Source organism: Proluteimonas luteida, from assembly GCF_021191695.1.
GTDB lineage: Bacteria > Pseudomonadota > Gammaproteobacteria > Xanthomonadales > Xanthomonadaceae > Luteimonas > Luteimonas luteida.
In genome coordinates this window covers 244,036-264,676 of the sequence record NZ_JAIWPT010000001.1, presented here as the reverse complement: position 1 = coordinate 264,676, position 20,641 = coordinate 244,036, and the positions used below count along the sequence as shown (strand labels likewise).

21 protein-coding genes are annotated in these 20,641 nt (G+C 68.3%); 9 read left to right on the top strand and 12 right to left on the bottom strand.

The annotated features are described in order from the left end of the window. Positions 1 to 260 precede the first annotated feature (260 nt). From LDO26_RS01185 to LDO26_RS01165, 5 genes are all read left to right on the top strand, one after another. Complete coding sequence (locus tag LDO26_RS01185) at positions 261 to 1,280, top strand: transglutaminase family protein (RefSeq protein WP_232129241.1); 1,020 nt, start codon at positions 261 to 263, stop codon at positions 1,278 to 1,280. After that, positions 1,280 to 2,014 carry an RHS repeat-associated core domain-containing protein gene (locus LDO26_RS01180; protein ID WP_232129240.1) on the top strand — a complete coding sequence of 245 codons (735 nt, stop codon included), beginning with the start codon at positions 1,280 to 1,282 and terminating at the stop codon, positions 2,012 to 2,014. Before LDO26_RS01185 ends, LDO26_RS01180 begins: the two co-directional genes overlap by 1 nt. Continuing rightward, entirely contained in the window at positions 2,011 to 2,442 is a 432-nt protein-coding gene (locus LDO26_RS01175) for a hypothetical protein (RefSeq protein ID WP_232129239.1), read from the top strand. The genes LDO26_RS01180 and LDO26_RS01175 overlap by 4 nt, the downstream gene beginning before the upstream one ends. Before the next feature lie 6 nt (positions 2,443 to 2,448). Next, positions 2,449 to 2,676, top strand: coding sequence for a hypothetical protein (locus LDO26_RS01170; protein WP_232129238.1), 228 nt, complete (start codon positions 2,449 to 2,451; stop codon positions 2,674 to 2,676). Between the two features lie 1,125 nt (positions 2,677 to 3,801). Beyond that, positions 3,802 to 4,950 (top strand): integrase domain-containing protein, encoded by a 1,149-nt coding sequence (locus tag LDO26_RS01165; RefSeq protein ID WP_232129237.1) that lies wholly within the window; start codon positions 3,802 to 3,804, stop codon positions 4,948 to 4,950. Positions 4,951 to 5,035: 85 nt separating this feature from the next. Here LDO26_RS01165 and LDO26_RS01160 read toward each other — a convergent pair whose 3' ends face one another. The 11 genes from LDO26_RS01160 to LDO26_RS01110 all read right to left on the bottom strand — a co-directional run bounded on the left by LDO26_RS01160 (position 5,036) and on the right by LDO26_RS01110 (position 14,052). Beyond that, complete coding sequence (locus tag LDO26_RS01160) at positions 5,036 to 5,890, bottom strand: PRTRC system ThiF family protein (RefSeq protein ID WP_232129236.1); 855 nt, start codon at positions 5,888 to 5,890, stop codon at positions 5,036 to 5,038. Beyond that, positions 5,887 to 6,024: a hypothetical protein gene (locus LDO26_RS01155; protein WP_232129235.1), complete on the bottom strand. Its 138-nt coding sequence runs from the start codon at positions 6,022 to 6,024 to the stop codon at positions 5,887 to 5,889. The genes LDO26_RS01160 and LDO26_RS01155 overlap by 4 nt, the downstream gene beginning before the upstream one ends. 35 nt (positions 6,025 to 6,059) lie before the next feature. After that, positions 6,060 to 6,770 (bottom strand): PRTRC system protein A, encoded by a 711-nt coding sequence (locus LDO26_RS01150; protein ID WP_232129234.1) that lies wholly within the window; start codon positions 6,768 to 6,770, stop codon positions 6,060 to 6,062. A gap of 12 nt (positions 6,771 to 6,782) precedes the next feature. Further along, positions 6,783 to 7,511: a PRTRC system protein B gene (locus LDO26_RS01145; protein ID WP_232129233.1), complete on the bottom strand. Its 729-nt coding sequence runs from the start codon at positions 7,509 to 7,511 to the stop codon at positions 6,783 to 6,785. Between the two features lie 19 nt (positions 7,512 to 7,530). Next, entirely contained in the window at positions 7,531 to 8,532 is a 1,002-nt protein-coding gene (locus tag LDO26_RS01140; RefSeq protein ID WP_232129232.1) for a PRTRC system protein F, read from the bottom strand. Next, a complete protein-coding gene (locus LDO26_RS01135; protein WP_232129231.1) occupies positions 8,529 to 8,960 on the bottom strand; it encodes a PRTRC system protein C in 432 nt (143 codons plus the stop codon). Before LDO26_RS01135 ends, LDO26_RS01140 begins: the two co-directional genes overlap by 4 nt. A gap of 90 nt (positions 8,961 to 9,050) precedes the next feature. After that, the gene (locus LDO26_RS01130) at positions 9,051 to 9,512 is read right to left on the bottom strand and encodes a PRTRC system protein E (RefSeq protein WP_232129230.1); all 462 of its coding nucleotides are present in this window, start codon (positions 9,510 to 9,512) and stop codon (positions 9,051 to 9,053) included. 68 nt (positions 9,513 to 9,580) lie between these two features. Next, positions 9,581 to 11,335 carry a PRTRC system ParB family protein gene (locus LDO26_RS01125; protein ID WP_232129229.1) on the bottom strand — a complete coding sequence of 585 codons (1,755 nt, stop codon included), beginning with the start codon at positions 11,333 to 11,335 and terminating at the stop codon, positions 9,581 to 9,583. 92 nt (positions 11,336 to 11,427) lie between these two features. Next, entirely contained in the window at positions 11,428 to 12,621 is a 1,194-nt protein-coding gene (locus tag LDO26_RS01120) for a DUF3800 domain-containing protein (RefSeq protein ID WP_232129228.1), read from the bottom strand. Positions 12,622 to 12,660: 39 nt separating this feature from the next. Beyond that, positions 12,661 to 13,407: an N-6 DNA methylase gene (locus tag LDO26_RS01115; protein ID WP_232129227.1), complete on the bottom strand. Its 747-nt coding sequence runs from the start codon at positions 13,405 to 13,407 to the stop codon at positions 12,661 to 12,663. An 87-nt stretch (positions 13,408 to 13,494) separates the two neighbouring features. After that, positions 13,495 to 14,052 carry a GIY-YIG nuclease family protein gene (locus tag LDO26_RS01110; RefSeq protein WP_232129226.1) on the bottom strand — a complete coding sequence of 186 codons (558 nt, stop codon included), beginning with the start codon at positions 14,050 to 14,052 and terminating at the stop codon, positions 13,495 to 13,497. Positions 14,053 to 14,233: 181 nt separating this feature from the next. Here LDO26_RS01110 and lexA point away from each other — a divergent pair, with 181 nt between their 5' ends. From lexA to LDO26_RS01090, 4 genes are read left to right on the top strand one after another with little or no spacing between them, the layout of a single operon-like run. Then, positions 14,234 to 14,842, top strand: coding sequence for a transcriptional repressor LexA (lexA, locus tag LDO26_RS01105; protein WP_232129225.1), 609 nt, complete (start codon positions 14,234 to 14,236; stop codon positions 14,840 to 14,842). A 1-nt stretch (position 14,843) separates the two neighbouring features. Then, positions 14,844 to 15,452: a translesion DNA synthesis-associated protein ImuA gene (gene imuA, locus LDO26_RS01100; RefSeq protein WP_232129224.1), complete on the top strand. Its 609-nt coding sequence runs from the start codon at positions 14,844 to 14,846 to the stop codon at positions 15,450 to 15,452. A gap of 9 nt (positions 15,453 to 15,461) precedes the next feature. Continuing rightward, on the top strand, positions 15,462 to 16,877 hold the full coding sequence (locus tag LDO26_RS01095) for a Y-family DNA polymerase (protein ID WP_232129223.1): 1,416 nt from the start codon (positions 15,462 to 15,464) through the stop codon (positions 16,875 to 16,877). Then, entirely contained in the window at positions 16,874 to 19,951 is a 3,078-nt protein-coding gene (locus LDO26_RS01090; RefSeq protein ID WP_232129222.1) for an error-prone DNA polymerase, read from the top strand. Before LDO26_RS01095 ends, LDO26_RS01090 begins: the two co-directional genes overlap by 4 nt. Here the strand turns inward: LDO26_RS01090 and LDO26_RS01085 are convergent. Then, a complete protein-coding gene (locus LDO26_RS01085) occupies positions 19,948 to 20,343 on the bottom strand; it encodes a hypothetical protein (protein ID WP_232129221.1) in 396 nt (131 codons plus the stop codon). The two genes, LDO26_RS01090 and LDO26_RS01085, sit on opposite strands and share 4 nt — an antisense overlap. Between the last annotated feature and the right edge of the window lie 298 nt (positions 20,344 to 20,641).

Genomic DNA, 20,641 nt, shown 5'->3' with positions numbered 1-20,641 from the left:
AAAAAGAATGGCCGTGGGAATGTGTGGATTTCGCCACCAGCCTTCCGGCGGAGCGGCTTGGCGGGCGGCCGCATCGCCAAGCGAACGAAAGGACGCGCCGGTTGGACACCCGCACCCTGGTCTCCGTGATGACCGGCGGGTCGAACATGGGCACGGAGGCTGGACCGGGCCCAGCTTCAGCGGGGCTTTCGATCCGGACATGCCCTCTGGCAGCCGCCCCGGCTTAGGGCTAGAGTGCAGCTCAGGGAAAGGAGCGGGCTGTGGGGAGAAGGATCTACCAACGCGTTGTCGTAGCGCTGGGCCTGTGCCTGGCGCTGGTGGCCGTGCCCCTCTGGGCCGCGACGCACGACTCCCCGGAATCAACGTTGCGGCGGTTGCTGGAGCAACCCGAAGGCGCCATCGACCTTGCGCGGACCAAGATCGCCATCGACCGGATGGTAGATCCCTCGATCGACGCGGATGCGACACTTCGCCTGGTCGACGAGTGGGCGGCCAGGGCGCGCGCCCGGTTTCCGGCCGGCGCGTCCAACAAGGTCAAGATGGACCTGCTGATTTCGACTCTCTACGAACCCGGCCCTTGGAACGACAACAGGCCGTTCGGCTACGACTACTCCGATCCCTTCGGCCAGAACGTCGAGAACACGCTGCTGTCGACGTACCTGGCCACCCGCAAGGGCCAGTGCGTCATCATGCCCATCGCGTTCCTGGCCATCGGCGAACGGCTGGGACTGCCCCTGACCCTCACCACCGCGCCCTATCACCTCATGGTGAAGTACGGCGATGAAGAACAGGGGCATTGGACCAACTTCGAGGCCACCAGCGGGCTGTTCCATGCCGACAGCGGCTATGAGCAGGCATTGAACATCCCGCCCGAAGCTACGCACAACGACACCTTCCTGCGGCCGTACACGCAACACGAGACAGTGGCCTCGTTCGCAACGGCAACTCTCGTCCCCTTCTACCGACAGCGGCAGCAGGCCGAGCGCATGCTGGAGGTCACCGACGCCATCCTCCAAGCCAACCCCAAGGACGTCGTCGCCATGACGCAGCGGGGGGATGCCTACTACCTGCTGATCGAACAGCAGTTCAAGGCCAAGTACCCGGAGGCCGAGCAGATCCCCCAGGATTTGCGCGCCATCTATCTGGACTACAGCAGGCAAAACCTTGATTGGTATGCCAAGGCCGAGGCCTTGGGCTGGCGCCAGTGGGGGCCGGCTGACAGGGAACGCTACCTGCAACACTTCAACACCATGAAATCGAAGAGCCAAGGGGGATCGTGATGCGTGCCGTCCTGACGTGCGTTGCACTGGTGTTCTCGTTCGCCGCCCACGCTTCCACCGATCCGGTGCAGGCCAACCCAAACACAGGGCAGAACTTCAACCGCTACTGGTACGCCAACAACAACCCGTACCGGTTTACCGATCCCGATGGCCGGCTGTCGCGCGGCGAAGGATGGACCGACAAGCAGTGGCGGCAGTTCGACCGCGCACAACAGAGCGCGGCCGGCGGCCTGGAGAAGTCAGCGGGCAGGATCAACGATGCCCTGGCTGCTGGCGGGAAGTCGCTACAGCGCGCAGAACGGTCCTTCGAGCGCAATTTCGGTGCGGGCACCGCGACACCCGAGAACATGGCTAAGGCCGCATCTGACATGGGCGCCATGGCCGCCGCACTGCGCGACACCAGCGCCAGCGCCATCCCGGCCCATGGGATGACGGGCGCGGCGCTGGAGGCGGCCTACCCAGGCGTCGGCTCCGATACACTGGCCGGCGTGCCGACCTCCGGCCCGCCGCAAGTCCTGGTGAACGTTTCGCACCCCGGCTTCAACAGTCGCTCCACCCTGGCGTGGGGCGCAGGCCACGAAACCGGCCACGCAGTCCTCGGCTACAAGGATCAGCGGATGAACGGAATCCCGGCCTACAAGTTCGGCACCCCCCAGCAGCAGGAAATCTTCCGCACGCTGCCGGGCGCGCAGCGGCTGATCAACCCCGACCACCTAATGGACTACGGCCGGTGATCCGCGCCTTGGCGCTGCTGACGCTGGCCGCGCTGACCGCGTGCGCATCGTCGACGCCCATCCGCTGGGCGCCGGCCACCGACTACACATTGGACATCGTCGACAACCCCGACCGACAGCGGTTCGACGTGACATCGACATCGAAGGCTACTGCACCGCTTTGCCTCTCCAAGGAAGCGTGGCCGGCCTTGGAAGCCTTGCCTGCAGGGTTCGACGGCGCCACGTTATCCACGTCCGCCGGCACCCAGGCGTTGCTCCCCACGGGCAGTGCGTACTGCCCCGGCGGCTGCGGCGACGTGCGCGTGGAGCCCGGGCAAACCCTGGTCGGCGTCATCCCTTACGCCGCTTTCGGCAACGCCACGATCATTGCCGCCGACACCAGTCGGACCCTCGTGTTCGAAGTCCACCCATTCATTTGTGCCCGGTAAAGCGAGATGTCCCGGAAGCTGGACGAACTCAACGCACGGCTGGACGCTCTGCAAGCAGCCCTGCCGGCGCTCATCGCCGAGCATCCGAACCCGGCCGACTTCTGGGAGGCCTTTGCCAACCAAGCCTATGCCATCGAAGACGAAGCCGGGGAGCATGCCCACGCCGTCAACGAGCGCATCGACGCCATGCTCGCCATGCATGGGCGCTACATCGCGAGCGTCGACCCGCAATAACGCTTATCGGCCCGTAGGCGGACCGGTCGTGTGCCGGCTTGCGCCCATGCCGGCGGATGATTGCGGCCGACCTGGACTGACACTTCAGCATCAGCCAGCTCACACCAGGCGTCGGCCGCTGCGCACGCGTCGCGACCGCGCGACCTGAGCTGTCACTCCGCCTGCAGACGAACGCGGCTCGCTGGCCCTCGCTACTCCGCCCGCAGAGGAACGAGGCAACGGCGGAAAATTCCGTTCCGGAACCAGAGGCGCATTCCCACCCCGTCAACCCCCTCTCCCGCCGCCGAATCGGCCCGCCCCGGAGAAAAAAGCCGCCTCACCAGCGGCTTTCGTCGCCATCCGAAACCGTTGCCGTCGCGCTTGACCCGGCGCGCGCGACGGCGTCAACTGGCCGCACCCGAAGGCTCCTTGCCCTGCTCCGTCGTGGAGCGAAAAGGCGTTGCGGTCGTCACCCGCCCTCGTCCGTCCCTTTCCTTGAGACAGGCACGGCGCTGCCCCCGAGGCCGCGCCCAAGGCAACCCCCGCCGTAGTACGACTCGTCACGATGTCCGGCCCACGGGCCGCCGCTCCCGAAGCGGATCGTGGAGGAGACAGATCGCCGGAACGCACTCGATGCCGTTCCAGCCGACCCCGCCATCACCCTGAGCACGCGCGAACGCGCAGTGCGCGACGTCGCCGGTTCCGGCACCCGCGCACCCGGCTCGAACGCTCTGCACGCCCTGGACTTCGGTCAGGGGCGACCCCTGCGAGCGGATGGCGCTACGCATCCAGACCCGATCCAGCTCGCACGCCCAGGCTCGACCTGCGCGTGGATTCCGATGACGCCCGCGAGGCCCATCGGCATCACAAACCCTGTTGTCGCGAGGAAACCCGCAAACAGGCCGGATCACCCGTTCCATTTTTAAGACCGACCGAGCCGGTTCTGTCCCGACGCCTGCATGGCGCCGGCGCGGATCGGCGAACCCGGGGTTGCTTCGCGCGTGGGTGGTCGCGCGCGACGCGAACGCAAGGCGACCACAACCACGCCGGCGCGCGAGTCCGCCGCCGTGGCGCCTACCACGACTCGACACCAATTCAACCCACGCGCGGTCGTTCGGGCGACGCGCCCACTTCGGAGCCTTCCCGATGAACGCAAGCTCGTACCACCCCACTCGGCGCCGCAAGACCGGGCCGATGTGGACCCGCGCGTCGCACCAGCCGCGACGCAAGCCCGAATGGGCGAACCTGTCCGACAGCCAGATCCTCGCCCGGCTCGCGCCGGGCAAGGCCGAGCCGACTCAGGTGCTCGAGCTGTTGCTGCGCCTTTTCAACGCACGGCATACCGCGCGCGACAAGTCCGTGTCGCACAAGACGCGGCAGGAGCGCGCGCAGTTCATACGTCGGGCGTTCGGCGATTTGCACGCGCGCTGCGGCTTCAAGCAACTGCCCGACCCACGCAATCTCGCCCAGCGGCATGTGCAGGCGCTGGTCGATCTATGGCAGCGGGAGCGGCTGTCGCCGGCGACGATCCAGACGTACCTGAGCTTCCTGCGCGGGCTGGCGCTATGGATCGGCAAGCCGGGGTTGATCCGGGGGCCGGACTTCTACGGGTTGGCGGCAGAGCGGTACGAGCGGCATGGCTATGCCGAGCACGACCGTTCCTGGTCCGCGCGCTCAGTCGATATCGACGCGACGGTCGAGCGCATCTGCGAGTTCGATCCGCACGTGGGCGCGGCGATGCGGTTGATCCGGGCGTTCGGCTTGCGGCGCAAGGAAGCGGTGATGCTGCGGCCCCATCGCTGCATGGTCCCGTTCGAGGCGACAGCGCTTCCCCCCGCGCAGCGGGCGGCAGACCATTACGTGCGCATCAAGGCGGGCGCGAAAGGGGGGCGCGAACGCTTCATCCCGGTGTCCACGCCGCAGCGGCTTGCGGCACTGGCCTACGCGCGCGGTGTCGCCGTGGACCAGGACGCGCATGTCGGACATCCGGACGCGAACCTGCGGCAGAACCTGCGCCGCTTCCACTACGTGCTCGACAAATTCGGCGTAACGGCCAAGGCGCTGGGGGTGACGGCGCACGGGTTGCGCCATGAAGCGCTGATCGACCACTACGCGGCGATCACCGGCGCCGCGCCGCCGGTCAGGGGTGGCGCCGAACTGCCGAGGGAGATCGAGCGGCCGGCGCGGGCGGCGGTGGCCGCGCTGGCTGGCCATTCGCGCATTCGGGTGGCCGATGCGTACCTTGGCCGACCAGCGCGTGGCAGGAGTGTCCCCAACCGTGCCGATGCACCGTGATGTACCGATATCTCCCCAAAGGCGTCCTGCTATCTCCCGGCAGGCTCGACGCGTCGAAAGGCGCCCTCATCGCGCGACTCAGCCTTCAATCCGGATGAGCCCCGCTCAGGTAGCCGAACCTCGCCCATGTGGCGGGATCGATGTCGATGGGGCCGGCGCGCTTGGCGTCGAGGTTGACGATCACGCCATGCTGCGTCAGCCGGCCCTGGCTGAACAGTTCGTAGAGCAGTTGCATCGCGAAACGCACGGCGATGTCGTTGACGAACAGACCCTGCGCGGCCAGCGACATCCTGACGGAGCAAGATGGCCGATCATCGTCGGGGATGCGGTCGTCGAGCAGGTCGGGGAACAGTTCGGTCACGCACGGCAGGCGATCCCCGACCGATGATCCGTACCGGCGATGCCCCTCCCCCAGCACCACCTGTGCGGTCGTTTCAGTGTTGCCGAGGTCGAGCCAGTAGCGATAGTCGAGGTTCGGATTGAACACCAGCGCGTGGAGGGTACGGCGCGCGGCGCGCGTGTCCACGCAGCTGACCAGGAGGTCGATGCGCGGGTGGATGTAGTGCGCCTCCATCGCGGCCTCGTAGCGGACCGGCTGCGCTTCCCAGTCGAGGCCGTAGAACTGGTTGATGCGGTGGATCGTCACGAGGGCCTTGTGCCGGCCGATATCGCTCGGGCTGTAGAGCTGACGCCCGACGTTGGACTCGCTCACCCGGTCGGCATCGAAGGCAGTCACGTGGAGGCCGTGGGGATGGCCCAAGGCGCGCATGGCGACATCCAGCCGAGCGAGGCAGGCGGCAACCTGCGCGCCGTTCCCGCCCACGCCAACGAGGTGGACACAGACGCGCCGGACCAGCAGATCCGAGGCGATTCGGTGTGCCGTCGCCTGCATCTGCGCCGGGGGCGCCTGGCCGGTCCGCACGCGCGGCTTCCGGCTCATCGCCGCGACACCGAAATGTCAGCGTCCTCCGGCGGATCGAACCAGTACAGGGCGGCGCACCGCGCCGCGGCTTCCGATGTTTCCTGCACCGTGCCGACGTGCTTACCGTCGATGTAGACGTCCCACTCTGCCATCGCACTGCCTCCTGATCGTCTGCGGCCCTGCGCCGCTACCCGAGGATTGCCCTGAGTATCCGGCGCAACACGCCCGCCTCAACGGGCGGTTCCTCCGGACGCTCGGGAGCGCGCGCTGGCGGCTCGGCGGTTGGCCACGGATGCGGCAGCGCGCGGTACAGGCCGTTGAGTACCAGCCGGAACGCGGCAGTCGGTTGCGGTCGATGCAGATCGCCGAAGACGCCCGCGACCTTGATGCCGGTGTCATCGCAGTCGTCGGTCGGCGACCAGAACGCCGGCAGCCGCCCGTGGGTATGCAAATCGACGGCCAGCGTGTCGTCCGCTGCCAGCGTCGGCACGCCATAGGTAATGTGGCCGGGCGATGCCGACACCGGCGCGTGCATGACCAACCGCAGCGCGCCGGAAGCGCGCGAGTAGACCAGCGCGCCGGCCGCCTCGTCCGGCAGCCGCTTGCGCCCCTCGTCCACGAACTGTTCGATCAGATGGATCGGCAGGCGGCCGAACGCGAAGCGCAACCGCTCCTCCACCTCGCCATAGGGCAGCGGGAGCGCCGCAGGTGGCGCGAGCCGCTGGATACAATCCAGCCAGTCCAGCTTGAACTGCGCGAACACGCCGTTGGCGGCGACCAGGATGCGCTGACCGTTCTCCATCGGCGGCAGCGCGCCGAAGCGCGGCACGGCGAGTAACGGGCAGCTGGCCTGTAGCGCAAGATCGCGCGCGTCCACGATGCCGAGTTCGTCTTGCATGTCGATGCCTCCTCAAACGGACAGCAGTTCGGCAAGCGTCGTGCCAGTTGTCACCAGCGCACGCTCGGGAAAGCGCATGTGCCGGCCGTCGAGCAGGTCGCGCCACAGCCGGTAGGCGCCACCCCGATACTTGACCAGCATCCGGTGGACGTTGGGATGGCTGAAGTAGCTGCGGAAGAAGGCGTCGTTCCACGCGTCGATCTTCTCGGCGGTCGTGCCCTTGGGCACCTGCACGCTGCCTTGGCAGATCGCTCCGTTGTCGGACACGTTGAAGTACGGCGCCTGATACAGCAGCGTCGCCGGCGTCGGCCGCGCGCTGCCCTTCACCGCCCACACGCGCCACACCTTGCTCGACGCGGCAAACACCAGCCCGGGATGCGGCACCGTCTCGCCGCGCTCCGCGCCGCCCAGCGCATCGGCGTGGGTCCGGTCCACCCGGAACATGACATGGCGGCGTGCCGGCGGTACCCACCACAACAGCAGATCACCATCGACGTAGAGCACGGTGTCGGGCATGAACCCGCTGTGCCCGATTTGCCTGCCGAGCGCGCTGGCCATTTCCCGCGCCGCGCGCGGCGTCACCGCCTTGCCCGCACCGATCACCGGCTCGCCGTCCGCATCCTCCACAGGGTGCAGGGTCGCCAGCACGTCGCCGCTGCGCCCCTTGTAGATCAGCACTGCCTGCGACAGCGACAGCGTGCTGTCGCTCGGCGTGCGGATCGAGAACCGCGCCTGATTCATGCCCCGCCCCTCGCTTGGGTCAGGACCAGTCTCCCGTCGAGAGGGCATGGATCAAGCGGTCGAGCAGGCCAATGGCTCGGAAGCGCGCCCGCATGGCCTTGCGCCAGTCCGCCATGGCCGCCGGCGCGTTCATCGGCAGCTCGACCGCCCCGATGATGTCGCAGTACTCGCCCTGGTGCGCTTGGTCGACCAGATCGTCGTACACGCGCACCGACAGATCGTCCTCGGCCCAGCTGAGCACTGCGCCCCAGCCGATGAACTCGCCATCGGCCTCCGGGCGGAACTCCGGGCCGATCCGCAGCCGCGACAAGGCGAGCGCGTCGTCCACGATCGCGCGCAGGCGCGCATCGCGCACGCCTTCGGCGAGGCGCGGCAAGGCCAGCCGCTGCGCGCGCAGAGGCAGCCGTCCCTGCGCCCAGACAGGGAACGCAGCGTCGATCATCGCCCGCGTCACCATCTGCTCGCGCATCGCGGCGCGCTCGTCCTCATCGTCGCCGCACTGCATGTCGAGCGCCGCTTCCTCGTTGTCCTCGCCGTACCAATGCAGGTAGGACACGACGTCGCAGGCCGCTTCTGGCGTGAACACCGGATAGACGTCGTGCTGCGCCGCCAGCGCGTCGAGCACGGCGCCACCCAAGCCGGCTTGGGCGCGCTCCAGCGCTTCGAGCCCCGGCCCGACCACCCATTGCCGCTCCTGCTCCTCCATCCAGATCAGCCGCGCCGACGCATAGGCATCGGGCGCAGCGCGCGTCGGCGGAAAGGTGTCCGTGTCCCCGGCGATCAGCAGGAACAACGGCGAGAGGCAATGCAGCGGCCCAATCTGCCGCTTGATCCACGCATCCAGCGCCCGTTGGCAGACCTCCAGCGCATCGTTCCATGCGGCCGGCACATCGGCCTCCCTCAGCACGCCGGCATCGACCAGGAATCGCGCCAGCCCCGCGTTCGCCCGGCGGCGGTAGCAAGGCTGCACCGACAGCGGGATGCCGGGCGACAGCCGGGGGAGCGTGAGCGCGGCGCTCACGGCAGCGGCGGCAACGCATCGCTTGGCGCGGCGAGCCGTACGGGACGGTCCTCGCCGCCCGCTTTCGCCAGCGCGTGTTCGGCCAGCGCGTTCCACGCGCGCGAGGCGCGGACCACCGACCGACGTTCCAATGCGGCCGACAGGCCGACCTCGACCGGCGACAGGCGCCCCTCGGCCTGCGCGGCGACGGCCTCGGCGAACCGTGCCACGCGCCCGCGCCGTCCGCCTTTCGTGCCGACGGCCCTGCGGAACACGTACTCCTGCGCGCCGTCCTGCACTGGACCGGCCTCGATTTCGGCGCTGAGCAGTTCGGGATACTGCGCGGCATACAGGTCGCGCACCGCCTTGGGATCGAGGCCCGGCACGTCGGGCAACGTGATGCCGTTGTAGAGGAAACGGCGCGTGATGGGTTTGACTTCGATGGACATGCGGTCCTCCGGTGCGCGGCGGCGCCAGCCGCCCTTGCCATCAGTGTCGCGTCGGTGGCGGCGCCATCAACGCCGGCCGCCGCTCGCCCCTCAGCCGAACAGGTCCGGCACCTGCGGCTGTGCGGCGGCCTCCGGCGCCTCGCCGGACGGCACCGCAGGCGCCTCACCCGTAGCGGGAACCGCGGCGGGTGGCTTCGCAGACGTCGGTGAGGCTGGCTTGGCGCCCTTGGCGGATGCCTTGCTCACCGCGTCGCTGGCCTTCTTGACCGAGGCTGACTTGGCGGCTTCCAGAACTTCACGGGTCGCCGCCGCCTGCTCGGCGAGGCTCGCACGCACTTCGCGATAGCCGCGCAGCGCATCGACGAATCCGGCATCGAACTCCTGCGGCGTGGCGGTCAGGCTCAGCGGCTGGCGCAACCCGACCTCGCCATTGTCGGCCTTGGGCTTGGGGATGACCGAGACCGTCATCCTCCCGTCTTTCGCCTCGGCGCTGACGATCAGCGTCAGGGTGGCTTCGCTCGCCAGCGCGAACAGTTCCTCGAACATGGGCATTGCGTGTCTCCTTGCGGCCCCGCACGTACGGGACTTCGCTTCGATGCTATGGGCGGCCGGGCGGCCGTCTAGGCCGCGACTGTCTCGGCGTCCTCACGCTCCACCGCGTCCTCGTCCAGCGCCTCCTGCACCTGCGGCGGCGCGTCGTCGGCATCGTCGCCGGCGACAGCGCGGTCGCGGCGCGGATAGCGCATCACCGCCGGCACCGGATACGTGAAGTTCTTGGCAGCGAGCAGCGCGGCAATGAAATCGCCCTTGTTGCCGCTCCGAGCGGCGCGATAGCGGTCGCCCATCGCGGCGGCCAGTCCGGTGTCGAGCGCCAGGCTCTCCAGTTCCGATCTTGTGAACAGGTCGAGGAACGCGCGATCCCACTGAAAGTAGCGGGCCTCGTCCACCTGTAGATAGTTCAGCAGCGTTTCCAGATGGTCGCGCGCGACGCCGAACGCCGCCGACGCCGCCACGCCCTGCACGATCCGCCCCATCGACGCGCCGTCGATGGCGTCGGCCCGCGCCAGTCCCTCGTCCAGCCCGAACGCACGCGTCGCGTCGCCGCCAGCCAGCTTCGCCAGCAGCTTGCCGAGCGCGTCGCCGCGCGTGTCGCCTCCGCGGTTGGCCAGCACGAGCGCGATCAGCACGCGCGGATTGCGCTCCGCGTCAGCCATCAGCGCGTTGGCGAGCCATCTGCGCCACTGTTCGGTGCGGTAGTCGATGACCCGCTGCGGCGTCTGGCTCGTCGGCTTGGCGCGGTGGGCGGACTTAACCTTCTGCTTACCCGCTCGGTTCACCCTCGCGGAGGCCGCCGCGCCGTCGCCCTTCGCCTCGCGTTGCACCTTGCGCCATGCAGCCACCTTCCTGCTGTTGCACGCCGCGTCGAAGCACAGCGAGTGTGTGACCTCGCCGCAGCTGCCGGGCATCGCCGAGACTGCGCAGCCGAACGACTGGCAGCCCTGGCACGCGCCGTACTGCTCCGCGCCGACGCCCAACTCGCCCTCGGCGCTCACCGGCAGCGGCACGAAGCCGTCGTCGACCTGCACGATCTTGATCACCGGGTACTCGTCGCGCAGCGCCGCCGCCTTGGCTTCGACCGCCTGCCGCGTGAGTTCCTCGAAGTGCGACGGGTGCTGGCAGTACCCGTCGCCGAGCGATTCGGCGAACAGATTGGACTGCAGCGCCGAGTTGTGCAGGCAGCCGATGCACTGCGCGGTGTCGAAGATCGCATCGGCCAGCCGCCGCGCATAGCGGCCAAGCTGGGCCTTGAGCGTGGCAACCGGCACGGCGCCGGCGATGACCGCCGCGAGCACCGAGTCCTGCTTGTCCTGCGGCACGCCGGACAGCAGCTCGGCATGGCCGAGGTCGATCTTGTGTTCGGTCAGCGCCTTGAGCACGGCGGCGGTGCAAGCGTTCAACGCCAGCCGTTTCTCCAGCGTCGTGGCCGACCAACCGAGCATGCGCGCCGTCTCGCGCTTGTCACCCCGGTTGCGCAGCAACAGGCGCTGCGCGGCCTTGGCCTCCTCGGCGGCGGACATGTCCTCGCGATGGTAATTCTCGATCGTGGCCATCGCCTCGGCGTCGGCGTCGGTCACGTCCTTGATGACGACCGGCACCTCATAGGTGTCGCCGAAGACGTTGCCGGCGGCCCGCCAGCGGCGCTCGCCGGCGACGATGGCGTACATGCCGTTGCCGACCGGGCGAACGACGATCGGCTCGATGATGCCGAACTCGCGGATGCCCTCCTCCAACTCGGCCATCTTGGCCGGATCGAAGTATTCGCGTGGGTTTGCACCCGGCACGATGCGGGCGTGCGGCAGGGTCGGCTGGGTCATGGCGGGCTCCGGGCTTGCGATGCCCCATGCTCCCGCGGGTTATCCCACCATCAAGGCGGCCGCCCTGCCCCCTCCAGCGCCGGCAAGGCGGCTCAGCGCTCGCGCAACCCCGCGCGCCTCGCCAGCGCCTTCATCTGCAAGCGCTGCACCGCCGCGGTCGGCAGTACCAGATTCAGACCGGCCCCGCGCGTTGGATCGACGTCCCACAGCGTAAGCAAGGCATCGAAGGCCGTGTTTCCGAGCGCGCGCTCCGCCATGTGGTCGCGAAGCACGCGGCGCACGTGCCCGGCGACGACATCCGCGATCATCAGGCCAGGCGACTCGGCCGAGTTTCCGAACGACAGCGCCGCCGTTTCACCGAATGCGTAGTCCGCACCAGGCTGTACGACCCACGACACGTCCTCGAACCGTTCCACCGCCGCCTTTGCGGTTCGGATGATGTCGTCGTACTGCGCCTGCTCGTCGTGAACCAGGGTCAGGCCCGACAGCCGGCCCTGCCGATACCGGTTCACGCGCGCATAGAGGTTGGTCAGGGACGAGTAGTTGGGCAGCATCCAGTAGAGCCTGTCGCGCTTGCCCGCGTCGGGGATCGGCAGGAACCGCCGGTACCCGTCCGGCTGCCCGGCCACGGCGCGCTCGAAGTCGTCGATGGACTCGACGACGTTCTCCTCGATCCCGCGGACGATGGCCGCCTCCTCCTCGTTGCCTCCATGCTCGCTGCGCGCCCAGTCGAGCAACGCATCCAAAGAGACGCGCACGGCGTCCGCGTTGTCGGCCCGGCAGGCGTCGATGAACCGGGCCAGCACCGTGTCGGGCAGGCTCTGGTAAAGGAAGTCGGCGAACGCGTTGCGAACGATCAGATCTTCCTCATCGCCCTGCGTGCCCCCGGTCGGCGGCATCACGTGGCAGTTGACGATCTGGATCATCAGGAAGAACGCTTTGTCCACCGCCTCGACGAACAGCGGCACGTCGTGATCGCGGAGCGCGGCGAACAGGTCGCGGACGAACGCCGGTCGCGTCTGCAGGCGGTCGGACTTGACCTCGCGCATCCTCAGCCTGTGCCGACTACCGATCTGGTCCAGCAGCGCGGCAGCACGCGCCGCGTCCATCGGGCCGACGCCGGCGAGCACGAAGTGCGGCTGGCCGGAAAAATCGAAAGCCGTCCCCGGCTTGAGCAGATCTCCGGTGTGGCCGCTTTCGTCGATGTAGACAATATCCCCCGGCATCCGTTCCGCATGTCCACGTTGCGAGGCGGAATTGTCGCCCATCGCATCCCGCGCGGCCACCGCCCGCTATCCAACGCAGTCGTCTTCTCCGCTCCGCCCTCACGCCGACTGCGCAGGGTGAAGATCACCCGCCTTGCGGTGCTGGGCTACCCGCAGGCCCCAACCGCCCAGCACGTGCGCCGGCGTGTACCAGCAGCTCCAGACCTCGTCGGACAGGGAATTGCCATGCACAACGATGGCCGGGATATGCAGCAAGGCGGCCTGGAGATACGTCATGTGAACGCACCGCAGATCGACATCGACGCAGGTTACGTGCAGGTGGCGCTGATAGTTCACACCCGCCTCCTTCAGCGCGTCCGCCATCGCCACCACCATGCCACCGGCACCGCACGCCGGCTCGACGACATCGAAGAAGCCATGCGGCGGCAACTCGGGCTCGTTGCCCAAGAGCATCAAGGTCATCATCCGCGAGACGGTGTACGGAGTGAAGAACTGACCCGTTCGCGCGTTGCCCAACTCCAGCGCCATGTAGAGCCCACCGAGCACGTCGTCGAATCCAGTCTCCTTCATCGCCAGCGCCAGCAGCCCCAGCATTTCCGGGAAGCGCGCGAACTCCTCCCGTGTGTAGCCTCGGCTGATCTCGTGGTAACGCGCCTCGCGCACGTCGAACGCCGTCTTGTCCACTGCGTTGCTCATCGCCAGGCTCGCCAGCTCGACGAAATCGGCGAACACACGGGCCGGCCCGCGACTGCGCGCCAGTTGCCGGATGAGGCGCACCAGCGCCTGTCGCTCGTCGCCCTTGCCGGGTCGCGTGAAAGGAATGCCCTTCGACCGTCGGGCCGTCATATCGGTGTCCGTCTCGCCCGCTGGGCGGTCGAAACACCTTCAATCCGATGCTGCGCGATTCAACCGCCCAGCATCCGCGTGCCTTGATCAGGTGAGCCGGAGAGGCCGGCGCATCAATTCCGCGGACACCACGCCCTCCAGCGGCACGCCTAACGTCGTGTACGCATCCAGCGCATCGACGAGCAGCTTGCTTCGCTCGTGCGGCGACAACGCCCAAGCGCCGTCGCCCGTCATCAGGGCCACCCATTCGTACAGCGTGTCCCGTTCGGCGTGCAGCCGTGTTAGCCACCACGACCAGGCCGGCGCATGCACCACGCGACCTGCGGCGATGTCCTCGAGCACCGACGCCTCCAGGATGGCGTAAGCGCCGCGGTACCACTCGGTCTTCCCAGCCGCCACGGTCGGCACCGTGACCGGCTGCACGGCGTTCCAGTCGCACAACTGGCGATGTAACGCCGTCTCGCGCGCTTGTGCCTCCCGCCGCGTATCGAACTTGACCAGCAGGCTGCGCGAGAGGTCGAAGAACTCGTAGTAGCGGCGCGAGAACGCCTGCGCCCGCGACAGCGGATCGTGCGAGATCCCCACCTTCAGGATGTCCTCGTAGGCCAAGGGCAGGACGTAGAGATAGCAGGGGCCGGAACTCATCCTCGGTTCCTGAACAGGAAAAATTTGCGCTATCGACCGGTTTGGACACCTGAACCGATCCGCATTCCCAGCGCAACTGCGTGGCGCAAGCATCTGATCCCACTGCTGTCTCTGGCAGTGAGACGGCGGCCGGGTTGGCTGTTGTTGGCAGCCTCAGCCGGAAAGTGTAAAGATTTTCACCATGAGCCTCACCCCACGCCAGCAACAAGTTCTGGATTTCCTCCGCCGGCAGATCGACGCCACCGGTCTGCCCCCGACCATCCACGAGCTGATGGCCGCCTTCGGCTGGGCAAGTCCCAATGCCGCCGCCAAGCACCTGGATGCCCTGATCGCCGCGGGTGTCATCGAGATGACCGCGAACAAGGCGCGCACCATTCAGATCGTCGGTGCGCGGAAGCCATCGGACACGCTTGAACTGCCGCTGGTCGGCCGCGTCGCCGCCGGCGAGCCGATCCTGTCGGACGGCTCGGTCGAGCGCACCGTTGCCGTCGACCGCTGGGCGTTTCGTCCGAGACCGGACTTCCTCCTGCGCGTACAGGGCGACTCGATGATCGACGACGGCATCCTCGACGGAGACCTGATCGCCGGAAAGACGACGCCCGACGCCGAGGACGGCCAGATCGTCATTGCGCGTCTCGGCGACAGCGGCATCACCATCAAGCGGCTGTACCGCCGCGGCCGCACCTTGCGTTTGCTGCCGCGCAATCCGAACCACGCGCCGATCGACCCCGACCCCAGCGAAGACTTCGCGATCGAGGGGATCTACTGCGGCCTGCTGAGGCGCGGCTGACATGGGCCAAGTGTTGAGCCTGCACGAGCTGGTGTCCGCCCAGCATGTCTGGCGCGGCGAAATCGCCCGTCCATTGGACCGCGGCATCCCCACCGGCTTCGCCGAGCTGGACGAGACGCTGCCTGTCGGCGGCTGGCCCAAGGGGGCGCTGACCGAACTGCTACTCCCTGCCGACGGCATCGGCGAGATCGCGCTGCTGCTGCCGACGCTCGCCCGCCTGACCCAGGCGCAGCAGCGCGTGGTGCTGGTCGCCCCGCCCTACATCCCGTATGCGCCCGCGTGGCGCAGCGGCGGCGTGCAGTTACCGCACCTGGAAATCATCGACGCCGACCCAAAGCAGGCACTGTGGGCGTTCGAGCAATGCCTGCGCTCAGGAAGCTGCGCAGCGGTGGTCGGCTGGCCGCAGAAGGCCGACCACCATGCCCTGCGCCGGCTGCAGGTCGCCGCCGACACCGGCGCCGCACTCGGGTTCGCGATCCGCGATCGCAGGCACGCCGAACAGGCCTCGCCGGCAGCGCTGAGGCTGGAGATCCAGGTCGACCGCCAGGTGCGCATCCGCAAGTGCCGCGGTGGCAACCCGCCGGCACGCGCATTCGCGCTGCTGCAGTGACGCGCGCGCATGTTGTGGGCTTGCATCTGGCTGCCGCAGCTGGCATTGGACAGTGTCCTTCGCCGTTACCCCGAACCTGAGAAGCCGCTGGCGATCGTTGGTGGCCATCCGCAGCGCCGCGAGTTGATCGCCATCAACGACGCGGCCGCGCAGGCGGGACTGCGCGCCGGCCAGCGGATGACCCTGGCGCAGGCGATCGTCCATGACTTCGCCGTGGTCGAACACGATCCGCGCGAGGCCGAACGCTGGCAGTGCTTCCTTGCCGCCTGGGCCTACCGCTACAGCTCGCAGGTCTACGCCGGCTGGCCAGGCTGCATCCTGCTCGAGGCCGAAGGCAGCTTCAGCATCATCGGCCCGTGGCCGCAGTTCGAGGCGCAGCTGCGCGCCGACCTGCAAGCGCTGGGCTTCCGACACCAGATCGCACTGGCCCCGACGCCTCGCGCCGCACGCGTGCTGGCAAGCGTTCGCGACGGCCTCGCGGTGCTCCAGCACGAACAGCTGAGCAACGCACTCGGCAGTGTGCCGGTCCGGCGTGCCGCGCTGCCGGACGACGCCGGCGACAAGCTGCACCACGTCGGTATCCGTCAGCTGCGGCAGCTGTTCGCCCTGCCCCGCGATGGCCTGCGCCGACGTTTCGGCCAAGGCCTGCTCGACCACCTCGACCGCATGCGCGGCGATGCGCCGGAGCTGCTCGGCTACTACCGCCCACCGGACATGTTTGATCTGCGCGTGGAGCTTTCATACGAGGTCGAACAGCACCAGGCGCTGCTGTTCCCCGTCCGACGGCTCACAGCGGACCTGGCCGCTTACCTCGCCGGCCGCGACGGCGGCGTGCAGCAGTTCGTGCTGCGGCTCGAACACGAGGGCCATCCCCCGACGCCGGTCGAGGTCGGACTGCTCGCGGCCGAGCGCGACCCGGCGATGCTGTTCGAGCTGACCCGCGGCCGGCTCGAACGCGCGGAGATCCCGGCGCCGGTCGTGGCACTGCGGCTGATCGCCAGGCAACTGCCGCCGTTCGTACCGGCCGGTCGCGACCTGTTCGACGAGCAACCCGCCGGTGCCGTGCCGTGGGAACAATTACGCGAACGCCTGCGCGCGCGCCTCGGCAGTGACGCGGTCTACCGCGTCACGGAGGCCACCGACCCGCGGCCCGAGCGCGCGTGGAAACTCGACGACGACGGCAAACTCACGCCGATGCTCGACCGGCCACCGCGTCCGGCGTGGCTGCTGCCTCACCCCATCCCGCTGCGCGATCCGGCGCCACGGGTCCTGTCCGGTCCCGAGCGGCTGGAATCGGGATGGTGGGACGGCGAGGACGCAAAGCGCGACTACTACGTGCTGGAAACCTCGCTCGGCCAGCGCGCCTGGGCGTTCGCACCCGTGGACGAAACCGGCCATTGGATGCTGCAGGGCTGGTTCGCATGAACGCGCCCGCCTATGCCGAACTGCACTGCCTGTCGGATTTCAGCTTCCTGCGCGGCGCGGCGACGGCCAAGCAACTGTTCCTGCGCGCCAAGGCCTGCGGCTACAGCGCGCTGGCGATCACCGATGAATGCTCGCTCGCCGGCATCGTGCGCGCGTTCGAGGCCGCCCGCGACACCGGCGTGCCGCTGATCGTCGGCAGCGAGTTCACGCTGGTCGACGGCACCCGGTTCGTGCTGCTGGTCGAGGACCAGGCCGGCTACGAGACCCTGTGCGCACTGATCACCACCGGCCGCCGCGCGGCGAAGAAAGGCGAGTACCGGCTGACGCAAGCGGATTTCGCCCGCCCGCTGCCGGGACTCATCGCACTGTGGCTTCCCGGCAGCATTCCGGCCCCGGAACACGGGCACTGGATCCGGCGCACCTTCGCCAACGCCTGGCTCGCGGTCGAACTGCACCGCGACCGCGACGACGCGACCCGCCTGCGCGAACTGCTGGCGCTCGCCGACGACACCGGCCTGCGCCCGGTCGCCGCCGGCGACGTGCACATGGACATCAAGCGCCGCCGCGCCCTGCAGGACACGCTGGCCGCGATCCGTCATTGCGTCCCGGTCGCCGACGCCGGCGAGTACCTGTTCCGCAACGGCGAGCGCCACCTGCGCAAGCGCGACGTGATCGCAAAGGCCTACCCGCCCGAACTGGTCGCCGAAACCGTCGCGATCGCGGCGCGCTGCACGTTCCGCCTCGACCAGTTGCAGTACCGCTATCCGAAGGAACTCACCCCCAACGACGAGACGCCGGCCTCGTGGCTGCGCAAGTTGACCGAAGACGGCATCCGCTGGCGCTGGCCGCAGGGCGAGACGCCCAAGGTGCGCAAGCTGATCGAGCACGAACTTGAACTGATCAGCGAACTCCAGTACGAGGCGTACTTCCTCACCGTCCACGATCTCGTCCGCTACGCCCGAAGCGTCGGCATCCTCTGCCAGGGCCGCGGCTCGGCGGCGAACTCCGCGGTGTGCTTCGCGCTCGGCGTGACCGAGGTCGATCCGACCCACATGCAGTTGCTGATGGAGCGCTTCATCAGCAAGGAGCGCAACGAACCGCCGGACATCGACATCGACTTCGAGCACGAGCGCCGCGAGGAAGTCATGCAGTACATCTACAACAAATACGGCCGTGACCGCGCCGCCCTGACCGCCAACGTGATCTGCTATCGCGGCCGTAGCGCTGCCCGCGACGTCGCCAAGGCATTGGGCTTCCCGCTCGACCAAGTCAACGCGCTCAGCGACTGCTTCGACTGGTGGCAGTCCGATGCGCCGCCGGCGGAACGGTTGATCGAAGCCGGCTTCGATCCCGACACCCCGATCATGCGCCGGCTGATCCACCTGACCGGCGAATTGCTCGACCACCCGCGCCATCTTTCGCAGCACGTCGGCGGGTTCGTGATCTCCGACGCCCCCCTCACGAGCCTGGTACCGACCGAGAACGCGGCAATGGCCGACCGCACCGTCATCCAGTGGAACAAGGACGACCTGGACGTGCTCGGTCTGCTGAAAGTGGACTGCCTCGCGCTCGGCATGCTGACCTGCGTGCGCAAGGCGCTTGACCTGCTGCGCGCGCACCGCGGCCGTGACCTGACACCGGCGACGATCCCCGCCGACGACCCGGCCACGTACGCCATGATCCAGAAGGCTGACACCGTCGGCGTGTTCCAGATCGAATCGCGCGCGCAGATGTCGATGCTGCCGCGGATGAAGCCGAAGGTCTTCTATGACCTCGTGATCGAGGTCGCGATCGTCCGCCCCGGGCCAATCCAGGGAAAAATGGTCCATCCCTACCTTCGCCGCCGCCAGGGACTGGAGCCGGTCACCTACCCATCCGAGGATCTGCGCGAGGTGTTCGAGCGCACGCTCGGGGTGCCGCTGTTCCAGGAACAGGTGATGAAACTGGCGATCATCGCCGCCGGCTACACGCCCGGCGAAGCGGACCAGCTGCGCCGCTCGATGGCAGCGTGGAAGCGCCACGGCGACATGGAAGTCCACCACCAGCGCATCACCGAAGGCATGCTCGCGCGCGGCTACACGCCCGAGTTCGCGGCGCAGTTGTTCGAACAGATCAAGGGCTTCGCCAGCTACGGCTTCCCCGAGAGCCACGCCTGCTCGTTCGCGCTGATCACCTACGTCTCCTGCTGGCTCAAATGCCATGAGCCGGCCGCCTTCACCTGCGCCCTGCTCAACGCGCAGCCGATGGGGTTCTACAGCGCCAGCAGCCTGCTACAGGACATCCGGCGACATGGCGTCGAGATACGCGAAGTGGACGCCACGCGCAGCGACTGGGACAACACCCTCGAAGGCGGTACGCCGGGTGGCGAGCAGCCGGCGATCCGGCTGGGGTTTCGACAGATCAAGGGCTTTGCCGAGGAGGCCGGCCACCGCATCAGCGCCGCACGCCAGCAGCGCCCCTTCACCAGCGTCGCAGACCTGTGCGTCCGCGCGGCGCTGGACGACCGCGCTTCGTCGCTGCTGGCGGAAGCCGGCGCGCTGAAGTCGCTGATCGGCCACCGCCATGACGCGCGCTGGGCCGTCGCCGGCCTCGAACCGCAGCGACCGCTGTTCGACCACAGTCCCGAAGAGGCCGAAGTCGCGCTGCCTGTTCCCACGACCGGCCAGGACGCAGCCGCCGACTACCGTAGCCTCGGCCTGACTCTGGGTGCCCATCCGGTCTCGCTGCTGCGCGAGCGGCTGCGCCGCGAACGCTGCCTGGGCAGCGTCGACCTGCAGACCCGCAAGCACGGCAGTCGTTTGCGCGCGGCGGGCTTGGTCACCATGCGCCAGCGACCTGCGACCGCCAGCGGTGCGGTGTTCGTCACCCTGGAGGACGAAGGCGGCGTCATCAACGTCGTAGTCTGGCGCGATCTCGCCGAACGCCAGCGCCGGGAACTGGTCGGCTCCCGCCTGCTCGCCGTGGACGGGAAGTGGGAACGGGTCGACGGGGTCGAGCACCTGATCGCCAGCCGCCTGCACGACATGACGCCGTTGCTGGGAACGCTGGAGACTCGGTCGCGGGATTTCCGTTAGGACGTCAGCATTTCCCAGCGATCGGGGCGGAACGGCATCCGCGTCGTGACCGTCAGCCCGCAGGGCACCGAATTGGCGACGGCATGCAGCTGCCGCAGATACGGCTGACGTACGTTGCGGTGTTCGGCAGGCGCATCTTGAAGCGGGACGTAATGCGCCCCGCTCAGGTCGGGTGCGGCGACCAATGCGAGGCCCAATTCGGTACTGCGATCGTAGGTGCACAACATCATGGCCTCCGCGGCGTCAGGTTCCGGTCTCCATAGACCGGTCATGGTCAGTACTTGATAAGCGGCCGCGTCCCGCTGTCGACCGGGAACCGTGGCGGCATGAAATTCTCCACGCGCCGCCATACAAAAGCGGCGCGAATCCGCGCCGCTTTCGGCGATGCGCATCAAGCAGAAGGTTGACCGCGCTCTATACTGGACTCGCTTCCCGTAGGCATCGCGCCTACAGGCCTCCGCCCGCCCCTGCGGCGGCTGGAGCCGACCTTGCGTCGGCGTTGCGGTCGTTACCCGCCTCATCGTGTTGTCCCCACGGTCCGCGCCTGCGACCGCCTAGCCTCTACTCCCTGAATACCGGGAGGAACAGACGCTGTATCCGCCGCCGTCTCTCCGACGATTCGGGGAGCGACGCGCACTGTCCGATCCATCGGCGCGAGCACCGCGTCGCCCCGGATCCTGTCCCGTGGAG